This window comes from Paremcibacter congregatus, assembly GCF_006385135.1.
GTDB lineage: Bacteria > Pseudomonadota > Alphaproteobacteria > Sphingomonadales > Emcibacteraceae > Paremcibacter > Paremcibacter congregatus.
On the sequence record NZ_CP041025.1, the window covers coordinates 3,478,636 to 3,502,942 of the forward strand.

The window sequence follows — 24,307 nt, forward strand, 5'->3', positions numbered from 1 at the left end:
CAGCCTTCTTACAGCCGGCCAAAGTTCTTCATTCTCCTAGTTCACGTGTCTGATTAAGTTTGCGTCCCCGCCGCACAACCGCTTCTGCGGGGACAGGTTTCTTGCCGGCCTTGGCCAGCTTATGGATCATTACCGGGCAGACTTTTTCATCGTAATAAGTCTGCTGACAGCGCAGACAATGCAGGCATTCATTGGGATTGATATTGCCTTTGGGGTCGATGGCCTGCACCATGCAGTCCTGGGCGCATTTGTGACAGGGATCGCCGCAGTTGCGATAGCGTTTCAGCCAGTTAAACATGGCGAGTTTGCCCGGGATCGCCAACGCCGCCCCCAGCGGGCAGAGATAGCGGCAATAAAACCGTTCAATAAACAGTCCGGCGGCCAGCAGGACCCCCACAAACAGCAGGTACGGCCAGGCCCGCATGAATTTCAACACAATCGCGGTCTTGAAAGGCTCCACTTCCGCCAGATGTTCCGCCATGGACAGTGAATAGACAGACAGTCCGAGCAGCGCCAGAAAGATCATGTATTTGATCGGCCACAGTCGTTCATGCAGCCACCAGGGGACGGTGATCTGCGGCACGCGCAGAAGCCGCGCCAGCTTGTTGGTCAATTCCTGCAGCGCGCCGAATGGGCACAGCCAGCCACAATAGGCGCCCCGACCCCAGAACAGCAGCGACACCGCCACGGAACACCAGAGGATGAAGATCATCGGCTCCATCAGGAAGAATTCCCACCGAAAATCGGACAGCAACGCATTGGCGAAGACAAAAACATTGACCACGGACAGTTGGGCCTGAGCATAATAGCCAATATAGAACAGGGTAAAGACCAGGAATCCCAGCCGGATACGGTCGGTCAGCGCACGATATTTCACCACCTGGTTTTGCACAAAGAACAGAATGGTCAGCAACGTGATGGCGGAAACCAGAATAATCACTTCCGGCATCTTCGCCTTCCACATTTTCTTCCACAGCGCATTGACCGCCGCATTATCTTCGTCCTGCGCGTTCATGACCCGGGACACCGGTTGCGTGACCTTCACATAAGGCTCAGGCAATTTGTAATTCAGGTCGTAGGCGATAAACACCTTTTCCAGAGCGCCAATCGCCCGCTGGACCAGCAATTGCAGTTGCCAGTTGTCCGCCGGGTTAAAGACAGCGGTTTTCGGGGCGTAGAAGAGCGCCACTTCATTGAAGTCCGGCGCGCCCTCGGCCGCAACCTCTCCCAGATTTTTATAGCCATGATCGGTAAAGCGGAAGGCTTCCTCACCCTGCACCACCTGAATGCGGTCAAAAATCCCGCCGCGTACATAGCCTGATCCCCGGAAGGAATAATGCCCCTCGCCCATAACGACAAAGGCCTGCTGCCCCGCCTTTACCCGGTTCAGGTAATTGCGATATTCCCATTTACCCAGCAGGCTGCGGGCGATGGTCGGCACCGCCAGTGACGCGACATAGAGATCAATAAAGACATCCTCGTCGGCGCCCTGTTCCGGGCGGGCGATGGCCTCGGCATTGCCTTGAGCAACGAAGGCCTGATTAACATCCTTGAGGGTGAGCCGCATACGCCGCACCGAACCGTCCCCGAGCAGGCTCGACCAGTCCTGAACCGCGACCTTGTCTTCTGTACTCGTCTGGGGGATCAGGCTTCTGATCGCCCGGGGACTTGTCGCTTCAACCGTCAGGCCACCAATGCCCAGCAGACGCGCCGCCCGCACCGACGCCCGTTTGATACTGTCGTCAATCACCATAATAGTGACTGTCGCCCCGGAAACGATATCCACCGGCGGCGGCTCTCCGCCCTTTTCCTTGGCCAGTTTCAGAATGTCAATCTCGCGGTAGCCATTGATAAAATCGGCGATTTCCTCTTCCGGAATACCAGCCAGCACGATCGGTTCCGCATGCGCGACCAGCCGCGCGCCGGAAATCCGGCCCGCCAAGTCCATCCCGATCAGCACCTTGATCGGTTTACCGGAATAGCCAATGGCTCCGACAAAGTCGGTGTTCAAAAAAGCATATCCAATGATCTCCCCGTCTTTCAGAACAGGGGACAGCGGTCCTTCGGCAACAAGGGGCCCATACATCTCTCCGCCAGGAAAAAGGGACGGCGCCGGTATTTCCGCCAGATACTTTTCCAGATCCCCCTCAGCCGCCCGCGCCGAGATACTCCCGATGACCGCCAACATGCCAAGCACCTGTAATATACAAAAGGCCTTCAGCCTTCTCCTGATAATCCGCTCAACCCCTGATAACATCTCTAAACCTTCTTCACTTTCCATACCCTGTCCTCCTGCTCGGGAGCGTACGGATGATTTATCTTTTCCCTACATAGAATTTTTCAGAAAAGTTGAGATTGATACACGTCAAAAATATGACATTAGAGTTATTCGAAATGTTCTATTTTACCGCCTGACCATAAAAATTCAGGCTTTTCTATTCTGCAATGATATTTTTCTGATATAAACAACGTCATGCTTATTAATATTCAGGAAAAACTACAAAATTCCCTCACGCTTCATAAGTCTGGAAAGACCGAAGAAGCCATTGTGCTGTGCCGCGAAATATTGCAGAAAGCACCAAAAGAGCCCAATACATTACAGTTGCTCGGGGCTTTCATGAAAGCCAAAGGAGACTATCCCGAGGCCGAGAAATATATGTGCGCCTCTTTGCAAGCTGACCCGAAGCAAGCGCATGTCCATAACAATCTCGGCAACCTCTACTTTGAACTCGACCGGACCGATGACGCGCTGCGCAGCTACAAGAATGCCACGGATCTCGAAGAAAAATATGCCGACGCCTGGTTTAACCGCGCCATTGTCGAAGAAAAACGCGGCCAGATTGACGCAGGCCTTAGCCTGGTCGCCAAGGCGATAAAATACGCCCCCAATCAGGCCAAATATTATAACCTTCTCGGCCTGCTCTACAAACGTCAGGAAAAATTCACCGAGGCCGTCAGCGCCTTTGAAAAGGCCGTCACTTTACAACCCGCCTTTATCAAAGCGATCCACAATCTGGGTACCGCCTATCGAGAGGTCGCACGACTTGACGAGGCCCGACAATGTTTTAATCATGTTCTTAACACCACGCCGGATCAGGTCGAAACCTGGGAAGCAATCGGATCACTACATCACAGCACAGAAGATTTTGACCGCGCCATTGTCGCCTACCAGAAGCTGCTGTTGCTTCAACCAGGAAATCTCAAGATTCACCGGGTGGTTAATAACATGATGTGGGAGACCGGTCGTCATGAAGGTTTCCTGTCTTCATATATAACGGCCATGGAAAAACAACCAGAATCCGTTGACATCGCCGCCGCCTATGCCGAGGAACTGGCGCTCAGCGGCGCCAATGAGCAAGCGATCGAGGTCATTGAACAGGCTCTAACGCACCAAGGGGAAGCTCCTGCTCTTTACCATCGCCTCGCGCACCTGAAGCTCACGGCAGGCCAAACGGAGCAGGCACGTCATATCCTGGAAAATCTGCTCAAAACTGTTACCGATAATGATGAATATTACACCGACTATGCCCAGGTTTTGCTCGAATGCGGGGAATATACCGCCGCTCTGGAACAAGCCGATCTCGCGGAAAAAATCAATCCGGATTTTCAGAAGATATGGGCAATCAAAGGAGACTGCTGGCGTCTTCTTGGTGATGATCGCTATCACTGGCTGTTTGATTTCGATAAATTTGTCAAGCCCATGGCCCTCGAAGTGCCGGACGGCTTTACCCACATTGAAGAATTTAATGAGGCCCTCGCAGGAGAACTCGACCGGTTGCATATTTCCGACGTCAATCCAAGAGACCAGACCCTGATTGGCGGCACCCAGACCATCGGGGATCTTTATACAAATCGCACCCCCGTCATCCAAAAGCTCCGTCAGGCGGTCTTTGAGGCGGCATTGCGTTATATCAAGGCCTTGCCCGATGATGATACCCATCCTCATTTACGGCGAAAAACCGATTTGATCAAATTCGCCGGCGCCTGGTCAGTCCGCCTGAGGAACGCGGGATTTCATGTTAACCACTATCATTCGAAAGGCTGGATCAGCGGGCCTTATTATGTCAAACTTCCCGCCGCAGTTACTGCGGATAACAAGACGGCTGAAAAACCCGGATGGGTCAATTTCGGCGCCAGCCGATTTGGCCCGGAAAGCGACCGTACGCCGCGCAAGATTATTCAGCCCCAAGCGGGAGTCCAAGTCTTTTTTCCTTCCTATATGTGGCACGGCACCAATGCTTTTGAGAGCAGCGAAATCCGCATGACAGCACCCTGTGACATTGTTCCCCGATAATCCCTCATTAAGAGCAAGAAAAACATCTGCCTCTTCTACTTGGTCCGGTCGCCAGATAATCAGTCAGGGAAGCTGGCCATGTCAAATATTTTCCATTAGTAACAACGTACTATAATGTTAATTCATATAGGGTTTCATCAAGTGAGATGGACAAAGCCTTTGATTCGTCATATTTAAGAATAAAATTATTCTATCGCCTAATGCCAAGCAACAAAATTACAACAAGAATATTAGGCTCCACTTTCTCTCTTACCATATCAAACTCTGCATCAATAAATATTGAGCGGCAAAAATCAATACAATGAGCGTAATTTTATCAAATAATCAAAATAATATTCTGTAAAATATTATCATTTCTCTAGAAAAATTCAAAACGACCGTATGTTGCAGGAAAACATCACCACACTGTGATAATATAGTCACATATGAAAATTCAAAAAAATTGACCGTCCGAAGAAGGGATGATAGCTTCATCGTGTTATTTGTCCGCTCACATGTGTGGATCTTTCGGGATCGGGCGATCAGATAATGTACAAATGGCTGCTTCAATTCTGTGTGGGCTTTTAAAAAAGCTGAAGATGGCCATAAAAAATGTACCTAAATAACGGGACAAAAATTAAAGCAGAAAATCAGAAGGAGGCTAGCTTAAATTTAACTGTTTTTTTACACCACTTTACCCAAATAAAATGAAAAGTGGCACTGATTGTGAGTCGATAAAAATAAAACAGACTGTCCCACAATTTTAAAACTTCTACGGAGGAACTACTATGAAGAGCGATTTTACCTCGCGTCTCAAATATGGCGTGTCCGCAATTGCGGTCGCCTCTACCCTGACATTCGGCATTCAAACTGCCTCTGCTGCTGAAGAAGCCGCAGCGGAAGAAGTAACATTTGAAGAAGTTGTCGTAACCGGTTCACGTATCGTACGTAAAGACATTCAAAGCGTGAGTCCTCTTGCCGTTACCGACGCGCAAGAAATCAAATATAGTGGCCATACTCGCCTTGAAGACATGATGAACAGCATGCCTCAGCTTGAAGCCAGCCAGACTGGTTTGCTGGCCAACGGCGCTACTGGTACAGCCAGCCTTGATCTGCGTGGCCTTGGTTCACAGCGGACACTGGTTCTGGTAAATGGCCGTCGCCTACAGCCTGGTGGCATCAACACCAACGCTGCCGACATCAACCAAATCCCAGCCGGTCTGGTGAAGCGCGTTGAGATTGCTACTGGCGGCGCGGGCGCCACATATGGTGCCGATGCGGTTTCCGGTGTTGTCAACTTTATCATGGATAAAGAATTTGAAGGCCTGAAAGTTACAGGTGGTGTGTCAACATACCAACATAACAACCGCAATGAATTCTTCCGTGGTTTGCTGGATGCCAAAAACTTCGAATACCCGAAGGGAAGCACTTGGGGCGGAACACAGTATAACCTTGACATGGCTATGGGCAGCGCGTTTGCCGACGATAAAGGTCATGCCACAATTTATGTGAACTACCGCAAAATTAAAGAGTTACGTCAAGAGAGCCGCGATTACGCATCTTGTGCATTGAATGGAGCCGGTACATCTTGCGGTGGTTCTGCCAACGCTGTTGTCCCGAACTTCGATCTATATCCTACTGACCCACTTACAGGGGACACTATCTATGGCTATGATCGTTATTCAAAATCCGACTTTGACGATGGCATCATTACTGATGAAGATCTGATTGGTGAACTTATTATTGGCGGTGACGGCTTGCCATCCTATACCAATAATGGCTCACGGGTCGCCATGCCTTGGTTCCCTACTGATGCAACATCAGCAAACGGTTTTGCAGATCATGACGCCAATACATTCGACTCCCTGACTTCTACAGGTGCATTGGCAGGATATGACGGCACAAACATCTACAACTATGCCCCTGTAAACCATTTTCAGCGTCCAGATGAACGCTTCTCTGCAGGTGCTTTCCTGAACTATGAAGTCAGCGAGTATTTCAAACCGTACGCTGAAGTCATGTTTGCTCGCGATACAACAAAATCCCAAATCGCTGAAAGTGGCACCTTCTTTGATGAAGAATATAACATAAAATGTAATAGCCCGCTTCTTTCTGCTGCACAATCTGCTCAAATCTGTGGAGCACGTGGTTTAGGGGCTGACGACAGCTTCGCTGTTTATGTTGGTAAACGTAACGTTGAGGGCGGCCCTCGTCAGGACAACCTTACACATAGCGCCTTCCGTTTTGTCGTTGGTGCCGAAGGTGACATTGACGATACATGGCGTTATGATGTTTCCTTGACACATGGGTCCACTAACAGCTCTACAGCATATAAGAATGACTTTTATGGCCCAAACATTGCTAAAGCCCTTGATGTCAATCTTGATTCCGACGGCAATATGCAATGTGCGGACGCATCCGCACGTGCCGGTGGCTGTTTGCCTTACCAGATTTTCACCTACCAGGGTGTAACAGCAGAGCAGGCCAACTATCTGACAGCAACCGGTATTGTTACTGGTCAGACTGCACAGACAGTACTTAACGGTTATGTTACAGGCGAACTTCCTATAGCTATCGCGGAAGATCCTATTCAGGCTGTGTTTGGTGTTGAATACCGCAAAGAATCCTTCGAACGTAGCAGTGACCAACTGTTTGAAGAAGGCCTTCTTCTGGGTCAAGGCGGAGCAACCGCATCCGTTGACGGTTCATACGACACGAAAGAAGTCTTCGGTGAATTGTTTATCCCATTGATGCAGGGCGCTGAATTCGCTCAGGACCTGTCTCTGGAACTTGCTGCACGTTATGCCGACTTCAGCACAACGGGCAGCTCTTTCACCTACAAAGCAGGTTTGAGCTGGCGGCCAATTGATGAGATCAAACTCCGCGCAAGCTATAACCGTGCGGAACGCGCTCCAAACGTACTTGAGTTGTTCCTCCCACAAACCGAAGGTCTGTGGGGTGGTGAAGACCCCTGTTCCGGTGCAACACCTACTCTGACAGCTGCACAATGCGCCCTCACAGGCGTCAGCGCTGCTCAGTACGGTAACATCGGTCCAAGCCCGGCTGACCAATACAACAGCTTTGGTGGTGGTAACCCTGACCTCGAAGCCGAGGTTGCAGATACCTTCACAGTAGGTTTTGTTGCAACGCCAATAGATGGTTTGACAGTAAGTGTTGACTATTGGGACATCAAAATCAGCGGTCTGATTGACAGCATTGACGAAGAACTGTCCGTGACACAGTGTGGCTTGACAGGCAACCCTGTCTTCTGTGACCTGGTAACACGCGCACCTAACGGCAGCTTGTGGCTTGGGAAAGCAGGCCGAGTTGTTGCAACAACGCAGAACCTTGGCTTCACCCGCCAAAGAGGTATTGATGTTGTTGGAGATTACAGAGTTGATCTCGGCGACGGCACATTATCTGTCGATATGGTCGGAACATACCTGCTCAAGAAGTACACTCAGGAAATTCCTGATTTCGCGCCTTCCGAGTATGAATGTAAAGGTAAATTTGGATCTAACTGTTTCCCTTCACCAAAATGGCGTCATGCCATGCGCGTTGGGTTTGATTCAAACGACTTCTGGCGTGTTACGGCTAAATGGCGGTATTACGGTGGCGTCAAGAATGAAGACGCTACAGCAACAGGTGTAAATGCCGAGATTGCAGCACAGAGTTATTTTGACCTGACAACGAACTTCGTCGTCACTGAAAATATCGAATTGACTGCTGGTGTGAACAATATCTTTGATAAAGAGCCACCTATTGTCACTGGTACTTACTCTACCAACGCCAATACATTTGCGGGCTTCTACGACACATTGGGTCGTTACCTGCATATGTCTGTGACAGCAAGTTTCTAATTCAAAACTATAATCAAACAACAAGCGGCGGCCTTCGGGTCGCCGCTTTCTTTTTGAACATAAGCAAGAACAAAAAAAGCCGGGCCCCATATGGCCCGGCTTTCTCTTTAAGGGTTAGACGATCGTCTGATCAATCCTCCAGACTGAACAATTCCGTATTGCCGCCGGTGGCCACCGTGTTGATGGTCAACGTCTTCTCCGTCGCGAAGCGGTACATGTAACGCGGACCGCCGGCCTTCGGGCCGGTGCCCGACAGGCCCTGACCCCCGAACGGGTTGACCCCGACCACCGCCCCGACAATGTTGCGGTTAACATAGGTATTGCCCACATCCAGTTTCTGGAAAATCTCCTGGGCGCTTTTCTCAATGCGGCTGTGCACCCCAAGCGTCAGGCCGAAGCCCGTCGCCCGCACCTGGTCCAGCACCTTGTCAAGATCCCGCGCCTTATAGCGGATGATATGCAGGATCGGGCCGAAAACCTCACGGGTCAGCTGATCCAGCGTCTCGATCTCGTAAATGCGCGGGCCAAAAAATGTTCCGTCCTGGCACGCGTCCGGCAGGGGCACTTCAGCGATCAGCGTCGCTTCCCGGTCCATGCGCGCCGCATGATCAACCAGCAACCGGCGGGCCGTCTCGTCAATCACCGGTCCCACATCGGTGGACAATTCCATCGGATCCCCCATCTTCAGACAGGCCACCGCGCCTTTCAGCATGTCAATGATCTTGTCGGCCACCTCTTCCTGCAGATACAGCACCCGCAGCGCCGAGCAGCGTTGCCCGGCCGACTGGAACGCCGATGCGATCACATCATCGGCCACCTGTTCCGGCAGCGCGGAACTGTCAACGATCATCACATTCTGTCCCCCGGTTTCCGCGATAAGAGGCACAATCGCGCCGTCTTTCGCCGCCAGTGTGCGGTTGATCAGTTTCGCCGTATCGGTCGAGCCGGTAAAGGCGATGCCACTGATGCGTGGATCGGCCACCAGATGCGCGCCGACATGGGCCCCGTCCCCCGGGATCAAATGCAGGACATCGCCCGGCACCCCGGCCTGATGCAGGATTTTCACAGCTTCGGCCGCGATCAACGGCGTCTGTTCCGCGGGCTTGGCGATCACCGCATTCCCGGCCGCCAGAGCCGCGGTCAGTTGGCCGACAAAAATCGCCAGCGGGAAATTCCACGGGCTGATGCACAAAAACGTACCGCGCCCGTGCAAGCTCAGTTCATTCTGTTCGCCCGTACAGCCCGGCAGCAAGATCGGTTCCTCGAAATCCACTTCGGCCCGCATGGCGTAATAGCGCAGGAAATCAACGGCTTCGCGCACTTCCGACAGGCCATCGGCAATCGTGCGTCCGGCTTCACGGCCAATAATCCCCATCAGGGATTCTTCCTGTGCTTCCATGATGTCTGCGGCCGCATTCAGAATGTCTGCCCGGGCCTTACCCCCCAACGCGTCCCAGCTTTTCTGCGCCGCCGCCGATTTTGTCAGCGCCAGATCCATATCAGCATCTGTCGGTTGCCCGACCAGCCCCACCACCTGACCGACATGCGCCGGATTGACCACATCCTTCGTCGGACGGGTGAGAAGTTCTCCGCCCACGATCGGGCCTGCCATCAATGTTTCACGCACAGCTTTTTCCATTTTTTCTTTCAGATGTTTGACTTCAACCGGATCGGCAAGATCAAGTCCCTTGGCATTCTTTCGCGGCAACGGCTCCCGCCCGGACGCCGACAGAATATCCGTGGGCACCGGGATCAGACTATGACGCCGGGGGCTGGCGGCCTGTACCAGCTCGGCACAATCCTGCATCAGTTCCTCGACCGGGACCTTCTTGTCCATAAACCGATTAACGAACGAACTGTTGGCACCATTCTCCAGCAAGCGCCGCACCAGATACGGTAACAGATCCTTATGGGCCCCCACCGGGGCATAAACCCGCATGTTGACCGGCGGACTGGTCATTTTCTGCAGCTGTTCATAAAGCAGATGCCCCATGCCGTGCAGGCGTTGAAACTCGAAATCCCGGTCATTCCCGGCCAGTTCCAGAACCAGCGCCACCGTATAGGCATTATGGGTCGCGAACTGGGGATAGAGCACGTCGCGCGCCGCCATCATGCGCTCGGCGCAAATCTGATAGCTCAGGTCGGTGCTCGGCTTGCGGGTATAGACCGGATAGTCCGGCAGCCCCATTTCCTGGGCGTGCTTGATCTCGCTGTCCCAGTAGGCACCCTTGACCAGACGCACCATGAATTTGCGCTTAAGCTCGGTCCCGAGCGCAATCAACCAGTCGAGCACATAAGGCGCGCGCTTCTGATAGGCCTGCACCACGATACCCAACCCGTCCCAGTTGACAAGTTCCGGCGACCGGGCCAGCTGTTCAAAGATATCCAGTGAAATATCAAGCCGGTCGGCCTCTTCCGCATCAATGGTAAAGCCCAGACCCCGTTGTTTTGCCGCCAGGGCCAGACTGTGAATTTTTGGATACATCACCTGCATCACTGTGTCATGCTGGGCAAATTCATAGCGCGGGTGCAGCGCCGAGAATTTAACCGAAATCCCGTGCGCCGCCGCAACCGTATCCTTGTCGTTGGCGGCGCCGATTTTCTCGATCGCTTCGCTGTAGGCGACGAAATACTGTTCAGCATCAGCCAATGTCCGGGCGCCTTCCCCCAGCATATCGAAAGAAAACCGGGTATCCGGACGGTTTTCCTTGCGGCCACGTTTGGCGGCTTCCTCGATGGTGCGTCCAAGCACATATTGACCGCCCATGATGCGCATGGCCTGCATCACGGCTTTGCGAATGACCGGTTCGCCACTTTTGGTGACCAGACGTTTCATCCAGCCGGTGAAATTATCGGTCACATCCCGACCCAGCTTAACCACGCCGCCGGTCATCATCAGCCCCCAGGTCGAGGCATTGACGAACATGGACTCGGATTTTCCTTTATGCTCGGCCCAGTCGCCAGAGGCGATCTTCTCGGCAATCAGCTTATCAGCGGTCAGGCCATCGGGCACCCGCAACAGCGCCTCGGCCAGGCACATCAACGCCACACCTTCCCGGTTGGACAGGCCAAATTCCTGCAGGAAATGGTCCATGGTGCCCTGGGCGTCGCTCACTTGCCGCGACCGGTTCACCAGATCCCGGGAATTGGTGACGATCCGTTGACGCGCGCTCTGGGTCAGGCCGCTGCTGCTCAACAGATTATCAATACATTTCTCTTCATCCGCATGGGTCATGGACCGCAAGGCTGTCCGGATGTCGGAAAGACTTTTCGTCTTTCCAGGCGCCTGATCCGGCGCGGGTATGGCCAATGAATACATAATATTACTCTACCGTCGTTGATATATATGACGCTAGGGTTATAGCAGATCAACAGCAGAATATCTCGCCATAATCCAAATATTGACGATATAAAATCTATTATTTTAGCTTATTGTCAGTCTAAAAAACTATGCCAAGAGAGAAAATTATGATCTTTTAACAGGCCACCACATTCACGGCGAGACCGCCTTGGGAGGTTTCCTTATAGATGACCTTCATGTCTTCGCCCGTCTGACGCATGGTTTCGATCACCTTGTCGAGCGAGACCATATGCTTGCCGTCACCGCGCAGGGCCAGACGGCTGGCGTCGATCGCCTTGACCGCCCCCATGGCGTTACGTTCGATGCAGGGCACCTGCACCAGGCCGCCAATCGGGTCACAGGTCAGCCCGAGATTATGCTCCATACCGATCTCTGCGGCATTTTCCACCTGACGGGCGCTGCCGCCCATCACCGCGGTCAAGGCGCCTGCCGCCATGGAACAGGCGACGCCAACCTCGCCCTGGCACCCGACTTCCGCCCCGGAAATTGACGCATTCTTTTTATACAGCGACCCGATCGCCGTCGCGGTCAGCAGAAAATCATGAATGCCATCCATACCGCGACGATTGTAAAACCGGTCGAAATAGCGCAAGACCGCCGGAATGATGCCGGCCGCCCCATTGGTCGGGGCCGTAACCACCCGGCCGCCGGCGGCATTTTCTTCATTCACCGCCAGAGCCCAAAGATTGATCCAGTCAAGTATCACCGTTGGGTCACAAAGCTGACGTTCCTGACTGGTGCACAGATCCTTGTGATGCTGCGCCGCCCGACGTTCCACTTTCAATCCACCCGGCAAGGTGCCGCGGACGTTACACCCCCGATCGATGCAATTTTCCATCGCTTGCCAGATGACATCCATCCCGGACACCAGTTCCGCCTTTGGCATCAGGGCCGTTTCATTGGCCCACATGATTTCGGCAACGCTCAGCTCATTACTTTCACACACCGCCAGCAGTTCATCACCGGTGTTAAAGGGATACGGCACCGGTTCCTGCGCCTTGTCCGGTGTGTTCCTGCCCAGTTCCGCATCTGACAGCACAAAACCGCCCCCGACCGAATAATAATTATCCCGGGACAGAAGCGCGCCTTTCTCATCAAACGCATAAAAGGCCAGACCATTGGTATGGTGAGGTAACAGTTCATCCATCAAAAATGGCATATCGTCAGGTTCACGAAAGGCAATGTTCTTCTTGCCTAGAAGAGTGAGGCTCTTGTTGCGGCGGGCTTCCGCCACGGCATCCTGAATAATTTCCGGGTCAATCTGATCGGGCACCTCGCCCATCAGACCAAGCAGAATGGCAATGTCCGTCCCATGCCCCAGCCCGGTCAGGGCCAACGAACCATAGACATCCACCCGCAAGCGGGCCACGTCAGAAAAAAGATGGGAGTCTTCCAGAGACAAAAGAAAACGTCGGGCCGCAATCATCGGGCCGACCGTATGAGAACTGGACGGGCCTATCCCGACCTTAAACAAATCAAAAACGCTTAGAAACATTACCCTCATTCCCTCCACGAAAATTCACAGAGTTACTCTCTGCTCCCGTTGCCCGGAGGTCAAGGGGGTTTTACCATTTCAATAAAATTATGCTGCCCGTGCGGGGAACATCATTTTATTTGGAGGTCAGGCCTTTATCAACAGCCTTGATGTGATCCAGAACCCGAAACCACTTGTTGGTTTGACAGATCTGCATCGCCTGGGAACGTCCCATGCGACGGATCAGCTGTTTCGCCAATGCTTCAACCGTTTCATTAGCCATGTCTTTCCCTACGCTTTCACTCACTTTAATATAAGCCACTCTCTGTTAGTCCAAACAGTATCACGCTAAAATGTGACATTTTTATGCCACTGACGCCTGCTTACCGCAGATTATTCCGCCATTGACGACCAATTACGCCTCATGGATTCGAATGTCAATGGCAAATCGGCCTTTTTCGTACAAAGAAACAATATTGTGATCCCAGAGGGAAACATAAAGAGAATAGAGGGGGAAAACCACGGAAACGCGACATGATACGCAATAAATATTTTATATCAACACGCTGTATCATAAGAGAAAATTGGTCTCGCGTCCTTATTAGCCACAACAAAAGCCATCACTTAGTGCCACAACGGTATGAAGGGAGGATATCATACCCGATAACTTTTTTTTGACAGACGGAAAAGCCACCCCGTCATGTCTCATTACATAAGTGCGCGAGACCCAATCTCTATAACTTCCGGAGAAGCCATATAAGCCTGCCAAAAATGTATTTGTTCTGTAATATCAGTCACCTAACACACACATTGCGTTTTTGACACGCTAAGAGCGTAGAATAGCTTTTCATAAGCAGAATGTGTTGCTATATTGGGGCTATATTTGAAATAAAATCTAGTCAACCTGATATGAAACAGAATATAATTCTATGAGTAGTGAAAAACATCGCCCCCTCGATAAAATTGATCATAATATTCTTAAAATATTGCAACAGGACGGACGTGTTTCCAACGTCAAGCTGGCCCACGCCATCAACCTCAGCCCGACCCCCTGCCTTGAACGCGTTAAGCGTCTGGAAAAAGAAGGTTATATAAAGGGTTACGTCGCCTTGCTGGATTCTGATCTTCTGGGCGCGGCTCTGGTTTCCTTTATCGAGGTCTCCCTTGACCGGACCACCGTGCGGGCGCTTGATGAGTTTCGGACCGCGATTCTCAAGATGGAAGAAGTTCAGGAATGTCACCTTGTGGCCGGCGGCTTTGATTACCTGATCAAGGTCCGCACCAAGGATATGGCCCATTACCGGCGTTTTCTGGGCGAAAAACTGTCCGCCATCCCTGACATCAGCAGCACCCATACCTATGTTGTGATGGAAGAAGTCAAGGCCACCAGCGCTATCGCCGTCAGCCCGGCCTAAAATTCACCCAAGCCTGAAATTGATGTAGAGATTTATGACCCGCATTACCTTTATTTCTCCCGACAATCAACATATCACCGTGGACGCCCCGAACGGCGAGAGCCTGATGGAGGCCGCCGTCGAGCATGACGTGCCCGGCATTGACGCCGATTGTGGCGGCGGTTGCGCCTGCGCCACCTGTCACGTGATTCTAAGCGACGACCTGATGGCCGCCCTGCTGCCCATTGACGAAGATGAGCAATATCTGCTCGACTTTCTCGACAACCGGCAAAAAAACAGCCGCCTCAGCTGTCAGATCAACGTGTCTGACAAACTGGACGGCATGATTATTACGATTCCGAAACAGGCTTGAGACCTTAATCCCGCAGCATGTTGATAATGCCGGAGAAGTCCATATCATCGGCGCTTTCGGCCGCGAATTTTTCATAGAGATCCCGTGACATCTTGCCCAGTGGCGTTTCCGCCCCGGCGGAGCTCGCCGCTTCCTGGGCGAGCCGCAGGTCTTTCAACATCATCGCGGCGGCAAAACCCGCCTTGTAGTCGTTGTTGGCGGGAGACGTCGGCACCGGTCCCGGCACCGGGCAATAAGAGGTCAGGGACCAGCATTGGCCGGAGGCTTTTGACGAGATATTAAACAATTTTTCCGCCTCAAGCCCAAGTTTTTCCGCCAGCACAAAGGCTTCGGCCACAGAAATCATCTGAATGCCGAGCATCATATTATTGCAGATTTTCGCCGCCTGACCGGACCCGGCCTTGCCGGCGTGAATGATATTGGCGCCCATGTCGTCAAGATAAGGTTTCGCCGCCGCGAAGGCCTCTTCCGCACCGCCAACCATAAAGGTCAAGGTCCCCGCCGCCGCCGCCGCGACACCGCCTGATACCGGCGCATCAACCATCCGCATGCCGGCGTCGGTCGCTGCCGCCACCACCTCCCTGGCGCTGTCCACATCAATGGTCGAGCAGTCCATCATAACGGTTCCGGAACGAGCAACCGCAATAAGACCGCCATCGCCGAGATAAACCGATTTCACATGCTTGCCCGCGGGCAACATGGTGATCACCGCATCGACATCGGTCGCCGCGTCGGTGGCGCTGGTGGCCGCTACGGCCCCCTCGGCACAAATTTCACTGACCACCTGATCATTAAGATCAAATACTTTCAAAGAATGCCCGGCCTTGAGAATATTGCGCGCCATGCCGCCACCCATATTGCCGAGTCCGATAAATCCAACCTGTGCCATCACTTCTCTCCTTGAGTATCTTTTTTAGAGTATTAATTCTTTGTCGCCGAGTGGGGCAAAATGCGCCATGACCATCTCGTCCGTGACCTCTTCCACCGTTGGCGGGTTCCATGTCGGATTTTGATCCTTGTCGATCAACACTGCACGCACGCCTTCATAGAAATCACTCTGGTAGGATACGATATGGCTGACAATGCGATATTCCATCTTCATCACGTCATCGAATTCCAGCTCGGCGCCCTGCAGAATCTGCTCAATGATCACCTTCATGCTGACCGGCGACATTTTATTGAGGGTCGCGAGGGTTTTTTCGGCCCAGGGATGGTCGATGGCGTCCAGATGATCCAGCACCGCTTCCAAAGTCACTTCGCCGAAGGCCGCATCAATCAGATCGCGGAACTCATCAAGCGACGCCTCGCCCGGGTCTTCGGCGAAAGCGCTGATCACCTGATCCACATCCTGAACATCCTTGATCTCCGCCGCAACGAGGGCATCAATCAGATCGTCCAGTTTGGCCGACGCCATATAGGAAGTACCGATCCCGGCATAGAGAATATCCGCCCCGCGCAACCGCGCCCCGGTCAGGCCGAGATACAGGCCAAGCTTGCCCGGCAGACGCGGCATAAAATAGCCGCCGCCCACATCGGGGATCAGGCCAATGGCCGATTCCGGCATGGCGAAAAGGGTTTTCTCGGTAATGATCCGGTGGGAGCCATGCACCGACACCCCGACGCCACCGCCCATGGTGATGCCATCGAGCAAAGCGATATAGGGCTTGGGAAAATGATAAATCCGGCTGTTCATGACATATTCGGTGCGGAAGAATTCCGTCGCCAGATGATGATCTTCCGGGCTGTTTTCCGCCAAAGTTTTGACATCGCCGCCGGCGCAAAAAGCCTTTTCCCCGGCCCCGCGAATGATCACCGCCTTGATGGCGTCATCCCCGGCCCAGTTGATCAGCGCCTGATCCATCTGCGCGCACATATCGGTGCTCAGACTGTTCAGGGCTTTTGGGCGGTTGAGGGTGATAATGCCGAGGCCATTGCGGGCCTCGAAAAGGATTTCTGCTTCACTGGTCATAGATGGTGTCTCCGGCCTGTGCGAGGTTTAAAGGGAATTTCCCGGACTATAACCTGTTCGCCCGAGAAAATATCTAATGAAAAAGTATCATGCCGCAAAAAAATCTCGCGGATTTTCTTAACCCAACCCAAATTTTGTTAACCCAGAATGGACCGGGAAATAATCACCCGCATGATTTCATTGGTGCCTTCGAGAATCTGATGCACCCGCACGTCGCGCAGGTAACGCTCGATGGGATAATCCTGGACATAGCCATAGCCGCCATGCAATTGCAGCGCCTCATTGACCACCTTGAAGCCGGTGTCCGTCGCCAGCCTTTTGGCCATCGCCGCAAAGGGCGTCGCATCCGGGGCCTTTTCGTCGACCTTCATCGCCGCCTTATGCAGCAGCAGGCGCGCGGCTTCCAGTTCCGTCGCCATATCGGCAATGCGGAATTGCAGGGCCTGAAAGGCGGCGAGCGGCTTGCCGAACTGTTTGCGATCGGCCATATAGGCCACCGTCAGGTCAAGGCAGGCCTGCGCCGCGCCGAGTGAACAGGCGCCGATATTCAGGCGTCCGCCGTCAAGACCCTTCATGGCGATCTTGAAGCCATCACCTTCCGCGCCGACCAAATTTTCCACCGGCACGCGACAGTCTTCAAAATTGACCACACAGGTGGGCTGACTGTGCCAGCCGAGTTTCTTTTCCTGCGCCCCAAAGCTCAAACCCGGCGCATCCTTGTCAATCACAAGACAGCTGATGCCTTTCGGGCCCGGCTCGCCGGTACGCAGCATGACCACGTAGACTTCCGACCGTCCGCCGCCGGAAATGAAAGCCTTCGCGCCATTGACCACATAGTGATCACCATCGCGCACCGCCTTGGTGCGCAGCGACGCCGCATCGGACCCAGCACCGGGCTCGGTCAGACAATAGCTGCCAAACCAGTCCATACAGGTCATCTTGGGGCAATATTTCTGCCGTAAAGTTTCGCTCCCGAAATGATCGATCATCCAGCTCGCCATATTATGGATCGACAGATAGGCCGCGGTCGAGGTGCAGCCTTTCGCCAGTTCCTCGAATATCATCGCGGAATCGAGGCGGGACAGCTCCGAGCCGCCGACATCCTCACCAACATAAATGCCGGCGAGGCCCAACTCCGCCGCCTTGCGCAGGGCGTCTTCCGGGAAAATATGATCCCGATCCCAGACTTCCGCATGGGGTGCGAACTCTTTGCCGGCGAAATCGCGGGCCATATCCTGTATGGCCCGCTGTTCTTCAGTGAAGTGAAAGTCCATGATCAAAGCTCCTTGAGCGTTACCCTAGAGCCTATTTCAATGTCGGGATAGAGAAATCCGCGGCGATGGCATTTTCCGTCCAGCGCGAGGTCACGGTCTTCACTTTGGTATAGAAACGCACAGCTTCCATGCCAAACTGATTGTGATCGCCGAAGGCCGAGGCTTTCCAGCCGCCAAAGCTGTGGAAGGCCAGCGGCACCGGAATGGGCACGTTGATGCCGACCATACCGACTTCGACTTTATCGGCGTACGTCCGGGCTGCGGCACCGTTGCGGGTAAAGATCGAAGTACCATTTCCATAAGGGTGATCTGAGGCCAGCGCCAGTCCTTCGTCGAAGGTCTGAACCCGCATCAACTGCAGAACCGGACCGAAGATTTCTTCCTGATAGGTGGTCATGTCCTTGGTCACTTTATCAAACAGGGAGCCGCCAAGGAAATAGCCATTTTCATTGCCCGGCAACGTGAAATCACGGCCATCCACCACCAGATCGGCGCCTTCATCAACACCCATCTGGATGTAATTCATGACTTTTTCCCGGTGTTGAGCGGTGACCAGAGGCCCCATTTCCAGATTCTTTTCCAGGCTGGAGCCTATTTTCAGCGCCTTGACCCGCGGGGTCAGCAGCTCGACCAGCTTGTCCGCCACTTCGTCACCGACACAGACGCCAACGGAAATCGCCATACAGCGTTCACCGGCGGAACCGTAAGCCGCGCCCATCAGGGCGTTGGCCACGCCTTCCAGATCCGCATCCGGCAGGATCAGCATATGGTTCTTCGCCCCGCCCATGGCCTGACAGCGTTTGCCGTTCCGGGTGGCGGTCTCGTAAACATACTGCGCGATCGGGGTGGAGCCGACAAAGCTTACTGCTTTGACGCGGCTGTCATTCAACAGGGTATCAACGGCCACTTTATCGCCGTTCACCACATTGAGCACACCGGCAGGACCGCCGGCTTCGAGGAACAATTCTGCGAGACGCATCGGGCAGCCCGGATCTTTTTCCGATGGCTTGAGAACCACAGTGTTGCCGGTGACAATCGCCATGCCCGCCATCCACAATGGGATCATCGCCGGGAAATTAAACGGGGTAATACCGGCAACCACACCAAGCGGCTTGCGCATGGAATAAATATCGATGCCGCCACCAACATTGTCAGAGAATTCACCCTTCTGCAAATGCGGGATACCGCAGGCGAATTCCGCCACTTCGATACCGCGTAGGACTGATCCCATGGCGTCTTCAATCACTTTACCATGTTCAAGTGAAACAAGCTCGGCCAGTTCCGGCTGATGCTTATACAGCAAAGCCGTGAATTTTGTCATGATGCGGGCGCGCTGCTGAACCGATGTCGCGGCCCAGGCCGGGAAAGCGGCTTCTGCGGCGGCGATGGCATTTTCCACTTCGCCCTGGCTCGCCAGGGGCACCTGCGCGGAAACTTCGCCGGTGGACGGATTGTAAACATCGCCAAAGCGGCCACTGGTGCCGCCCACATGTTCGCCATTAATCAAATGTGTATAATTTTTCATGCTCATCGTCCTTTATTTGAATGAAACTGCCCTATGATTTGTGGTTACTTTACTAGAGACATATTTGCATTTCTATGATAATTATATCACAAACAATCTGCATAAATACACAGAGAATGATCCATGTATGACTGGAACGATTTGCCGTTTTTCCTTGAGCTGTCCCGCCGCGGCCGCCTGATCAGTGCGGCACGTAAACTGCATGTGGATCACACCACCGTCAGCCGCCGCATCGCCGCCCTGGAAAAGAACCTCAATGCCCGCCTGTTCGATAAATCGCCGCGCGGCTATCAGCTCACCGACGCCGGATTGCGCCTGCTGCCCTTCGCTGAACAGATGGAGGCTCAATCCAATCAGCTCTATCAGGAAATCTCCGGCAAGGACGCCCGCCTGTCCGGCACAGTGCGTCTGTCGGCGCCGGAAGGCCTCAGCGCCCATATTATTGCTCATCACCTGGGGGCGTTCCGTGAACAGCATCCGGATATCGAACTTGAACTGATGGCCCAGTCCCGGCGTACCAGCCTGTCGAAACGCGAAGCCGATATCGCCATCACTCTCGCCCGTCCCGACGCCGGCCGGGTGATCGCCTGGAAGCTGTGCGATTATCGCCTGAAGCTTTACGCCACGCAAGACTATCTCGACCACCATCCACCGATCACCGGCACAGAGGACCTGAGCGCCCATGATTTCATCAGCTATATCGATGATCTGATTCAACTGCCCGAACTGCGGTTTCTCGACCTGGTAATCAAAGATCCCCATGTGGTATTCCGCAGCACAAGCGTACTCGCGCAATATAACGCAGCCCTTGACGGCATCGGTCTGTCGGTTATTCATTGTTTTATGGCCAATCAGGAGCCGCGCCTGATCCCCATCCTGCCGGAGGAGATTTCCATCAACCGCGAATACTGGCTCGTGGTTCATGAAGATTTGCGTCAGGTGGCCCGGGTCGATGCCGTGTGCCGCTTTCTCACCCGACTCCTGAAAGATCAGCGGCAGAATATGATGGAGTCATAGAGATTAACATTTCCATTTGACACTAAATGATTAATCATATAACAAAGAAAAGACAAATAAATCGTGGCATTTTACGGTGTAAAACGCTATAGAATAACGGCCTGTATTGAGTAAATTTCTGTAATATTTTCACTGGACCCTGCATGACGTCATCTGTTCAAACACCCCAAGACCTTTCCATTCAGGACCAGATGAAACAGGCCATGCGCCGTTTGGCCGCATCGGTTACCGTGATCACCAGCCGTGACCAAACCCGCCGCTACGCCATGACCGCCACGGCGGTGACCTCACTCAGTATGGATCCGCCGGCATTACTGGTCTGCGTCAACAACGAAAATGGCATTCACAACGCCCTCGGCACCGGAAATGGTTATTGCGTCAATATTCTGTTTTCAGATCAGCAGGACATATCGGAAAACTGCGCCTGGCGCGAAAAAGGCGAGAATAAATTCAACCTCGGCGACTGGCGCGACGGCCCGGAGGGACTGCCCTATCTCGCCAACGCCCAGGCCTCTATTTTCTGTGATACCGATGGTGCGCACGCCTATGGCAGCCACACCATATTTATCGGCAAAGTCAGTAAAGTGATCAGCCGCGAAGAAATCTCGCCGCTGATTTTTCTGGATGGAAATTATACCGGTTCCTGAAGCCGTCCCCGACCTACATCGCCATGATGGACTGGGTGGCGCGATGGAGCCAGGCCAGTTCCTTGCCCTCGAGAAATGGGGCAATCTTTTCCCGCACCTGGGCATGATAAATATTCAACCAGGTAATTTCCGTACTGGTCATCATATGAGCATTGATCAAACGGGTATCGATCGGCACGAAAGTCAGGGTTTCGAAGATATTCATCGAGCGCTCTTCATCCTCAAAATGACTGGGCTGCACCGCCATCAGGTTCTCGATGCGAATGCCATATTCTCCCGGCTTGTAAAAACCCGGCTCATTGGACAAGACCATCCCCGGTTCCAGCGCCACTTCAAAGCCCCGTTGGGAAATTGATTGCGGACCTTCATGCACACCGAGATAACAGCCCACACCGTGACCTGTACCATGATCATAATCAAGCCCGACATCCCATAACGACCGGCGCGCCAGCGTATCCAGATGCGCCCCGCTGCGTCCCACCGGAAAGCGCGCCCGCGCCACAGAGATATGGCCCTTCAGCACCCGGGTGAAACGATCGCGCTGCTCTTCTGTACTCTGGCCGATGGCAATCGTCCGGGTTACATCCGTGGTGCCATCAAGATATTGACCGCCAGAATCCACCAGATACAGCATATCGCCACCAATGGGACGATTTGTCTGTTCACTCGCCCGGTAATGAATAATCGCCCCATGAGCCCCAGCGCCGGAAATCGTGTCAAAGCTCGGTCCCTGATAAAAGCTCTGCGCCCGCCGAAAATCTTCCAGCTTTTCCGCTGCCGACAATTCCGTGACTTCTTCTGTCGCCACGGCCTGCCCCAACCAGCACAAAAATTTACACAGTGCCACCCCGTCCCGGATATGGGCCTGACGCATACCCGCCAGTTCGACATCATTCTTGCAGGCCTTCAGCCGTTGGCAGGGATCGTCGCCTTCCTGAATGTCGGCGCCGCCCTGATGCAACAGGTCCAATATGGCCGCATGACTTTTCCGGGGGTCCACCAGAATTTTGACCCCGCCCGCACCCAGCTTACGCACTGCTTCTGTGAACTGGTCATAAGGTTTGATTGTCACCTTGGGCCCCAGAAAATCACGCACATCGTCTGAAACCTGCCCGGGATCGACAAAAAACATCGCCCGACCGGATTTCTGCAGAATAACATAGCTCAGAATCAAAGGGCTATTGGCCACATCGTTGCCGCGCAGGTTGAGCAGCCACGCAATGCTGTCCAGACTGGAAATAACCAGCGCCTCAACACCATCCGCCTGCAACTGGGCCGCGATCCGGGCCCTTTTATCCTGCGACTCTTCGCCGGAAAATTCGATCTTGTGCGGCTTTACCGGATGCAGGTCGGGCGCAGGACGGTCATCCCATACGGCATCAAGAGGATTCATCTCCAGCGGCAGAAGTTCAATTTTTCGGGTCGCCAGATGGCGTTTCATCTGCTCTATAAAACCCTGCGTGTGCAGCCACGGATCATATCCGACCCGGTCGCCCTGCTTCAAAGTCGAAAGAAACCAGTCTTCCACCTTATCTTCATGCAAGCTCAGAATTTCATAATGCTTAAGATCAAGCTGGGTACGGGCCTGTAAGGTATACCGGCCATCAACATAAAGCGCCGCCCGGGCCAACGTCACGACGCCAAGACCGGCAGACCCTGTAAAATCCGTCAACCATTCGAGTCTATTCGCCCGCGCCGGCGTATATTCGCATTGATGCTCATCTTCGTGGGGAACAAGAAACCCCTGCAATTCCGCCTTCCGCAATTGCTGTCTTAACGCCAACAGTCGATTATACATAATGCCCCACTTTTGAGTATGTTTCTAATCTGCGCTATTAAGCACTTTATCGATGGCCTGTGTCAATGCCGCAAGCTCATGACTTTCAATGGTAAAAGACGGGGTTAGATAGATCACATCTCCCAGGGGCCGGATCCATACGCCTTCCCGCGCGAATCTAGCCCGCATCGCTGCCGGATCCTTGATTTCCTTCATCTGAATGACCCCGACTGCGCCCTTGACCCGAACATCCACCACCCCGGGTAATTCACGGAATTGTTCCAGCGACTGATTCAAATGTCCTTCAATGCGTTTGACCTGCTCCAGAACCGGTTCGTCACGAAAAATATCCAATGAGGCATTCGCCGCCGCACAGGCCAATGGATTGGCCATATAGGTCGGGCCATGCATAAAGGCCATGTCCGGGTCATCCGACAGGAATGCGCCATAGACCTTATCGGTCGCCACCGTCGCCGCCATGGCGACGGTTCCCGCGGTCAGTGCCTTGCCCAGACAGATAATATCCGGCGTAATCCCGGCCTGTTCACAGGCGAACATCGTGCCTGTACGGCCAAAACCCGTGAAAATCTCGTCGAGAATCAACAAGACATCATGGCGGGCGCAGCTTGCCGAAATTTCCGCCAGAATATCGGCGCCGTGAAATTTCATGCCGCCCGCTCCCTGGATCAAAGGCTCCATCACCACACCGGCAATGTCGTCCTTATGGGCCGCGAGAAAGGCATCAAATTCCGCCATCTCTGTCGGCGTTTCCGGCAAGGGCCGCAGGAACTGTTGCTGCAGGAAACCGCTGAAGGCCTTATGCATGCCGCCTTCATTTTCCAGATCACCGCCGGAATTGCTCACGGACATGGCCGCCGTGGTATCCCCATGATAACCGGATTGGAAACAGACAAAACGCTGATGCCCGGTTTCCCCCTTGTTCATCCAATATTGAACCGCCATTTTCAGGGCGATTTCCACCGATACCGATCCGCTTTCCGAAAAGAAAACGTGATTAAGGTCCCCCGGCAAAAGATCCGCCAGGCGGCGGGCCAACGTCGCGGCCCCCTCATGCAACAAGCCCCCGAGCATGACATGAGACATGTTTTTCACCTGGGCGATCATCTGTTCCTGCATGCGGGGATTATTATAGCCATGACAGGCCGTCCACCAGGACGCTACCCCGTCAATCAGCTTCGTACCGTCAGCAAGTTCCAGCGTCACCCCTTCGGTGCCGACCACCGGAAGCGCGTCCTCAGCAGTCTGCATCTGGGTATAAGGCAGCCATACATTGCCATAGCCTTCCCGGAACCAGTCAGGTAAATCTTTTACAGAGGGAGACGTCATCATTGACCTTCTGGGT

At 53.4% G+C, this 24,307-nt stretch carries 16 protein-coding genes; 6 read left to right on the plus strand and 10 right to left on the minus strand.

The genetic code is table 11. The features are described 5' to 3' along the window. Positions 1-28: 28 nt before the first annotated feature. Positions 29-2,281: a NosR/NirI family protein gene (locus tag FIV45_RS15390; RefSeq protein WP_099473175.1), complete on the minus strand. Its 2,253-nt coding sequence runs from the start codon at positions 2,279-2,281 to the stop codon at positions 29-31. Positions 2,282-2,473: 192 nt separating this feature from the next. Between FIV45_RS15390 and FIV45_RS15395 the strand changes: the two genes are divergently transcribed. Together FIV45_RS15395 and FIV45_RS15400 are read left to right on the plus strand one after the other, a co-directional pair. After that, the gene (locus FIV45_RS15395) at positions 2,474-4,294 is read left to right on the plus strand and encodes a tetratricopeptide repeat protein (protein WP_099473176.1); all 1,821 of its coding nucleotides are present in this window, start codon (positions 2,474-2,476) and stop codon (positions 4,292-4,294) included. Positions 4,295-5,061: 767 nt separating this feature from the next. Then, a complete protein-coding gene (locus FIV45_RS15400; RefSeq protein WP_099473178.1) occupies positions 5,062-8,133 on the plus strand; it encodes a TonB-dependent receptor domain-containing protein in 3,072 nt (1,023 codons plus the stop codon). Positions 8,134-8,263: 130 nt separating this feature from the next. Here the strand turns inward: FIV45_RS15400 and putA are convergent, their stop codons facing one another. The 3 genes from putA to FIV45_RS18500 all read right to left on the minus strand — a co-directional run bounded on the left by putA (position 8,264) and on the right by FIV45_RS18500 (position 13,251). Further along, the gene (gene putA / locus FIV45_RS15405; RefSeq protein WP_099473179.1) at positions 8,264-11,452 is read right to left on the minus strand and encodes a bifunctional proline dehydrogenase/L-glutamate gamma-semialdehyde dehydrogenase PutA; all 3,189 of its coding nucleotides are present in this window, start codon (positions 11,450-11,452) and stop codon (positions 8,264-8,266) included. Between the two features lie 157 nt (positions 11,453-11,609). Beyond that, positions 11,610-12,989, minus strand: a complete 1,380-nt coding sequence (locus FIV45_RS15410) for an L-serine ammonia-lyase (RefSeq protein WP_099473181.1) — start codon at positions 12,987-12,989, stop codon at positions 11,610-11,612. A gap of 115 nt (positions 12,990-13,104) precedes the next feature. Continuing rightward, positions 13,105-13,251, minus strand: coding sequence for a hypothetical protein (locus FIV45_RS18500; protein ID WP_165777023.1), 147 nt, complete (start codon positions 13,249-13,251; stop codon positions 13,105-13,107). Positions 13,252-13,897: 646 nt separating this feature from the next. Here FIV45_RS18500 and FIV45_RS15415 point away from each other — a divergent pair. Next, positions 13,898-14,383: an Lrp/AsnC ligand binding domain-containing protein gene (locus FIV45_RS15415; protein ID WP_099473182.1), complete on the plus strand. Its 486-nt coding sequence runs from the start codon at positions 13,898-13,900 to the stop codon at positions 14,381-14,383. A gap of 34 nt (positions 14,384-14,417) precedes the next feature. After that, positions 14,418-14,735, plus strand: coding sequence for a 2Fe-2S iron-sulfur cluster-binding protein (locus tag FIV45_RS15420; RefSeq protein WP_099473184.1), 318 nt, complete (start codon positions 14,418-14,420; stop codon positions 14,733-14,735). A gap of 4 nt (positions 14,736-14,739) precedes the next feature. Here the strand turns inward: FIV45_RS15420 and mmsB are convergent, their stop codons facing one another. The 4 genes from mmsB to FIV45_RS15440 form a co-directional block, all read right to left on the minus strand. Continuing rightward, positions 14,740-15,624: a 3-hydroxyisobutyrate dehydrogenase gene (gene mmsB / locus FIV45_RS15425; RefSeq protein ID WP_099473186.1), complete on the minus strand. Its 885-nt coding sequence runs from the start codon at positions 15,622-15,624 to the stop codon at positions 14,740-14,742. A 24-nt stretch (positions 15,625-15,648) separates the two neighbouring features. After that, a complete protein-coding gene (locus tag FIV45_RS15430) occupies positions 15,649-16,704 on the minus strand; it encodes an enoyl-CoA hydratase/isomerase family protein (protein ID WP_099473188.1) in 1,056 nt (351 codons plus the stop codon). Between the two features lie 137 nt (positions 16,705-16,841). Further along, on the minus strand, positions 16,842-17,978 hold the full coding sequence (locus FIV45_RS15435) for an isobutyryl-CoA dehydrogenase (RefSeq protein ID WP_099473190.1): 1,137 nt from the start codon (positions 17,976-17,978) through the stop codon (positions 16,842-16,844). A gap of 31 nt (positions 17,979-18,009) precedes the next feature. Continuing rightward, positions 18,010-19,503, minus strand: a complete 1,494-nt coding sequence (locus FIV45_RS15440) for a CoA-acylating methylmalonate-semialdehyde dehydrogenase (RefSeq protein ID WP_133118586.1) — start codon at positions 19,501-19,503, stop codon at positions 18,010-18,012. A gap of 123 nt (positions 19,504-19,626) precedes the next feature. On the opposite strand from FIV45_RS15440, the gene FIV45_RS15445 reads away from it, so the two are divergent. Beyond that, positions 19,627-20,520: a LysR family transcriptional regulator gene (locus tag FIV45_RS15445; RefSeq protein WP_099473194.1), complete on the plus strand. Its 894-nt coding sequence runs from the start codon at positions 19,627-19,629 to the stop codon at positions 20,518-20,520. A 143-nt stretch (positions 20,521-20,663) separates the two neighbouring features. Beyond that, complete coding sequence (locus FIV45_RS15450; RefSeq protein ID WP_099473196.1) at positions 20,664-21,167, plus strand: flavin reductase family protein; 504 nt, start codon at positions 20,664-20,666, stop codon at positions 21,165-21,167. Positions 21,168-21,180: 13 nt separating this feature from the next. On the opposite strand, the gene FIV45_RS15455 is transcribed toward FIV45_RS15450, so the two are convergent. Together FIV45_RS15455 and FIV45_RS15460 are read right to left on the minus strand one after the other, a co-directional pair. Continuing rightward, entirely contained in the window at positions 21,181-22,965 is a 1,785-nt protein-coding gene (locus tag FIV45_RS15455) for an aminopeptidase P family protein (RefSeq protein WP_099473198.1), read from the minus strand. A 24-nt stretch (positions 22,966-22,989) separates the two neighbouring features. Next, positions 22,990-24,291 (minus strand): adenosylmethionine--8-amino-7-oxononanoate transaminase, encoded by a 1,302-nt coding sequence (locus FIV45_RS15460; RefSeq protein ID WP_099473766.1) that lies wholly within the window; start codon positions 24,289-24,291, stop codon positions 22,990-22,992. Positions 24,292-24,307: the final 16 nt, after the last annotated feature.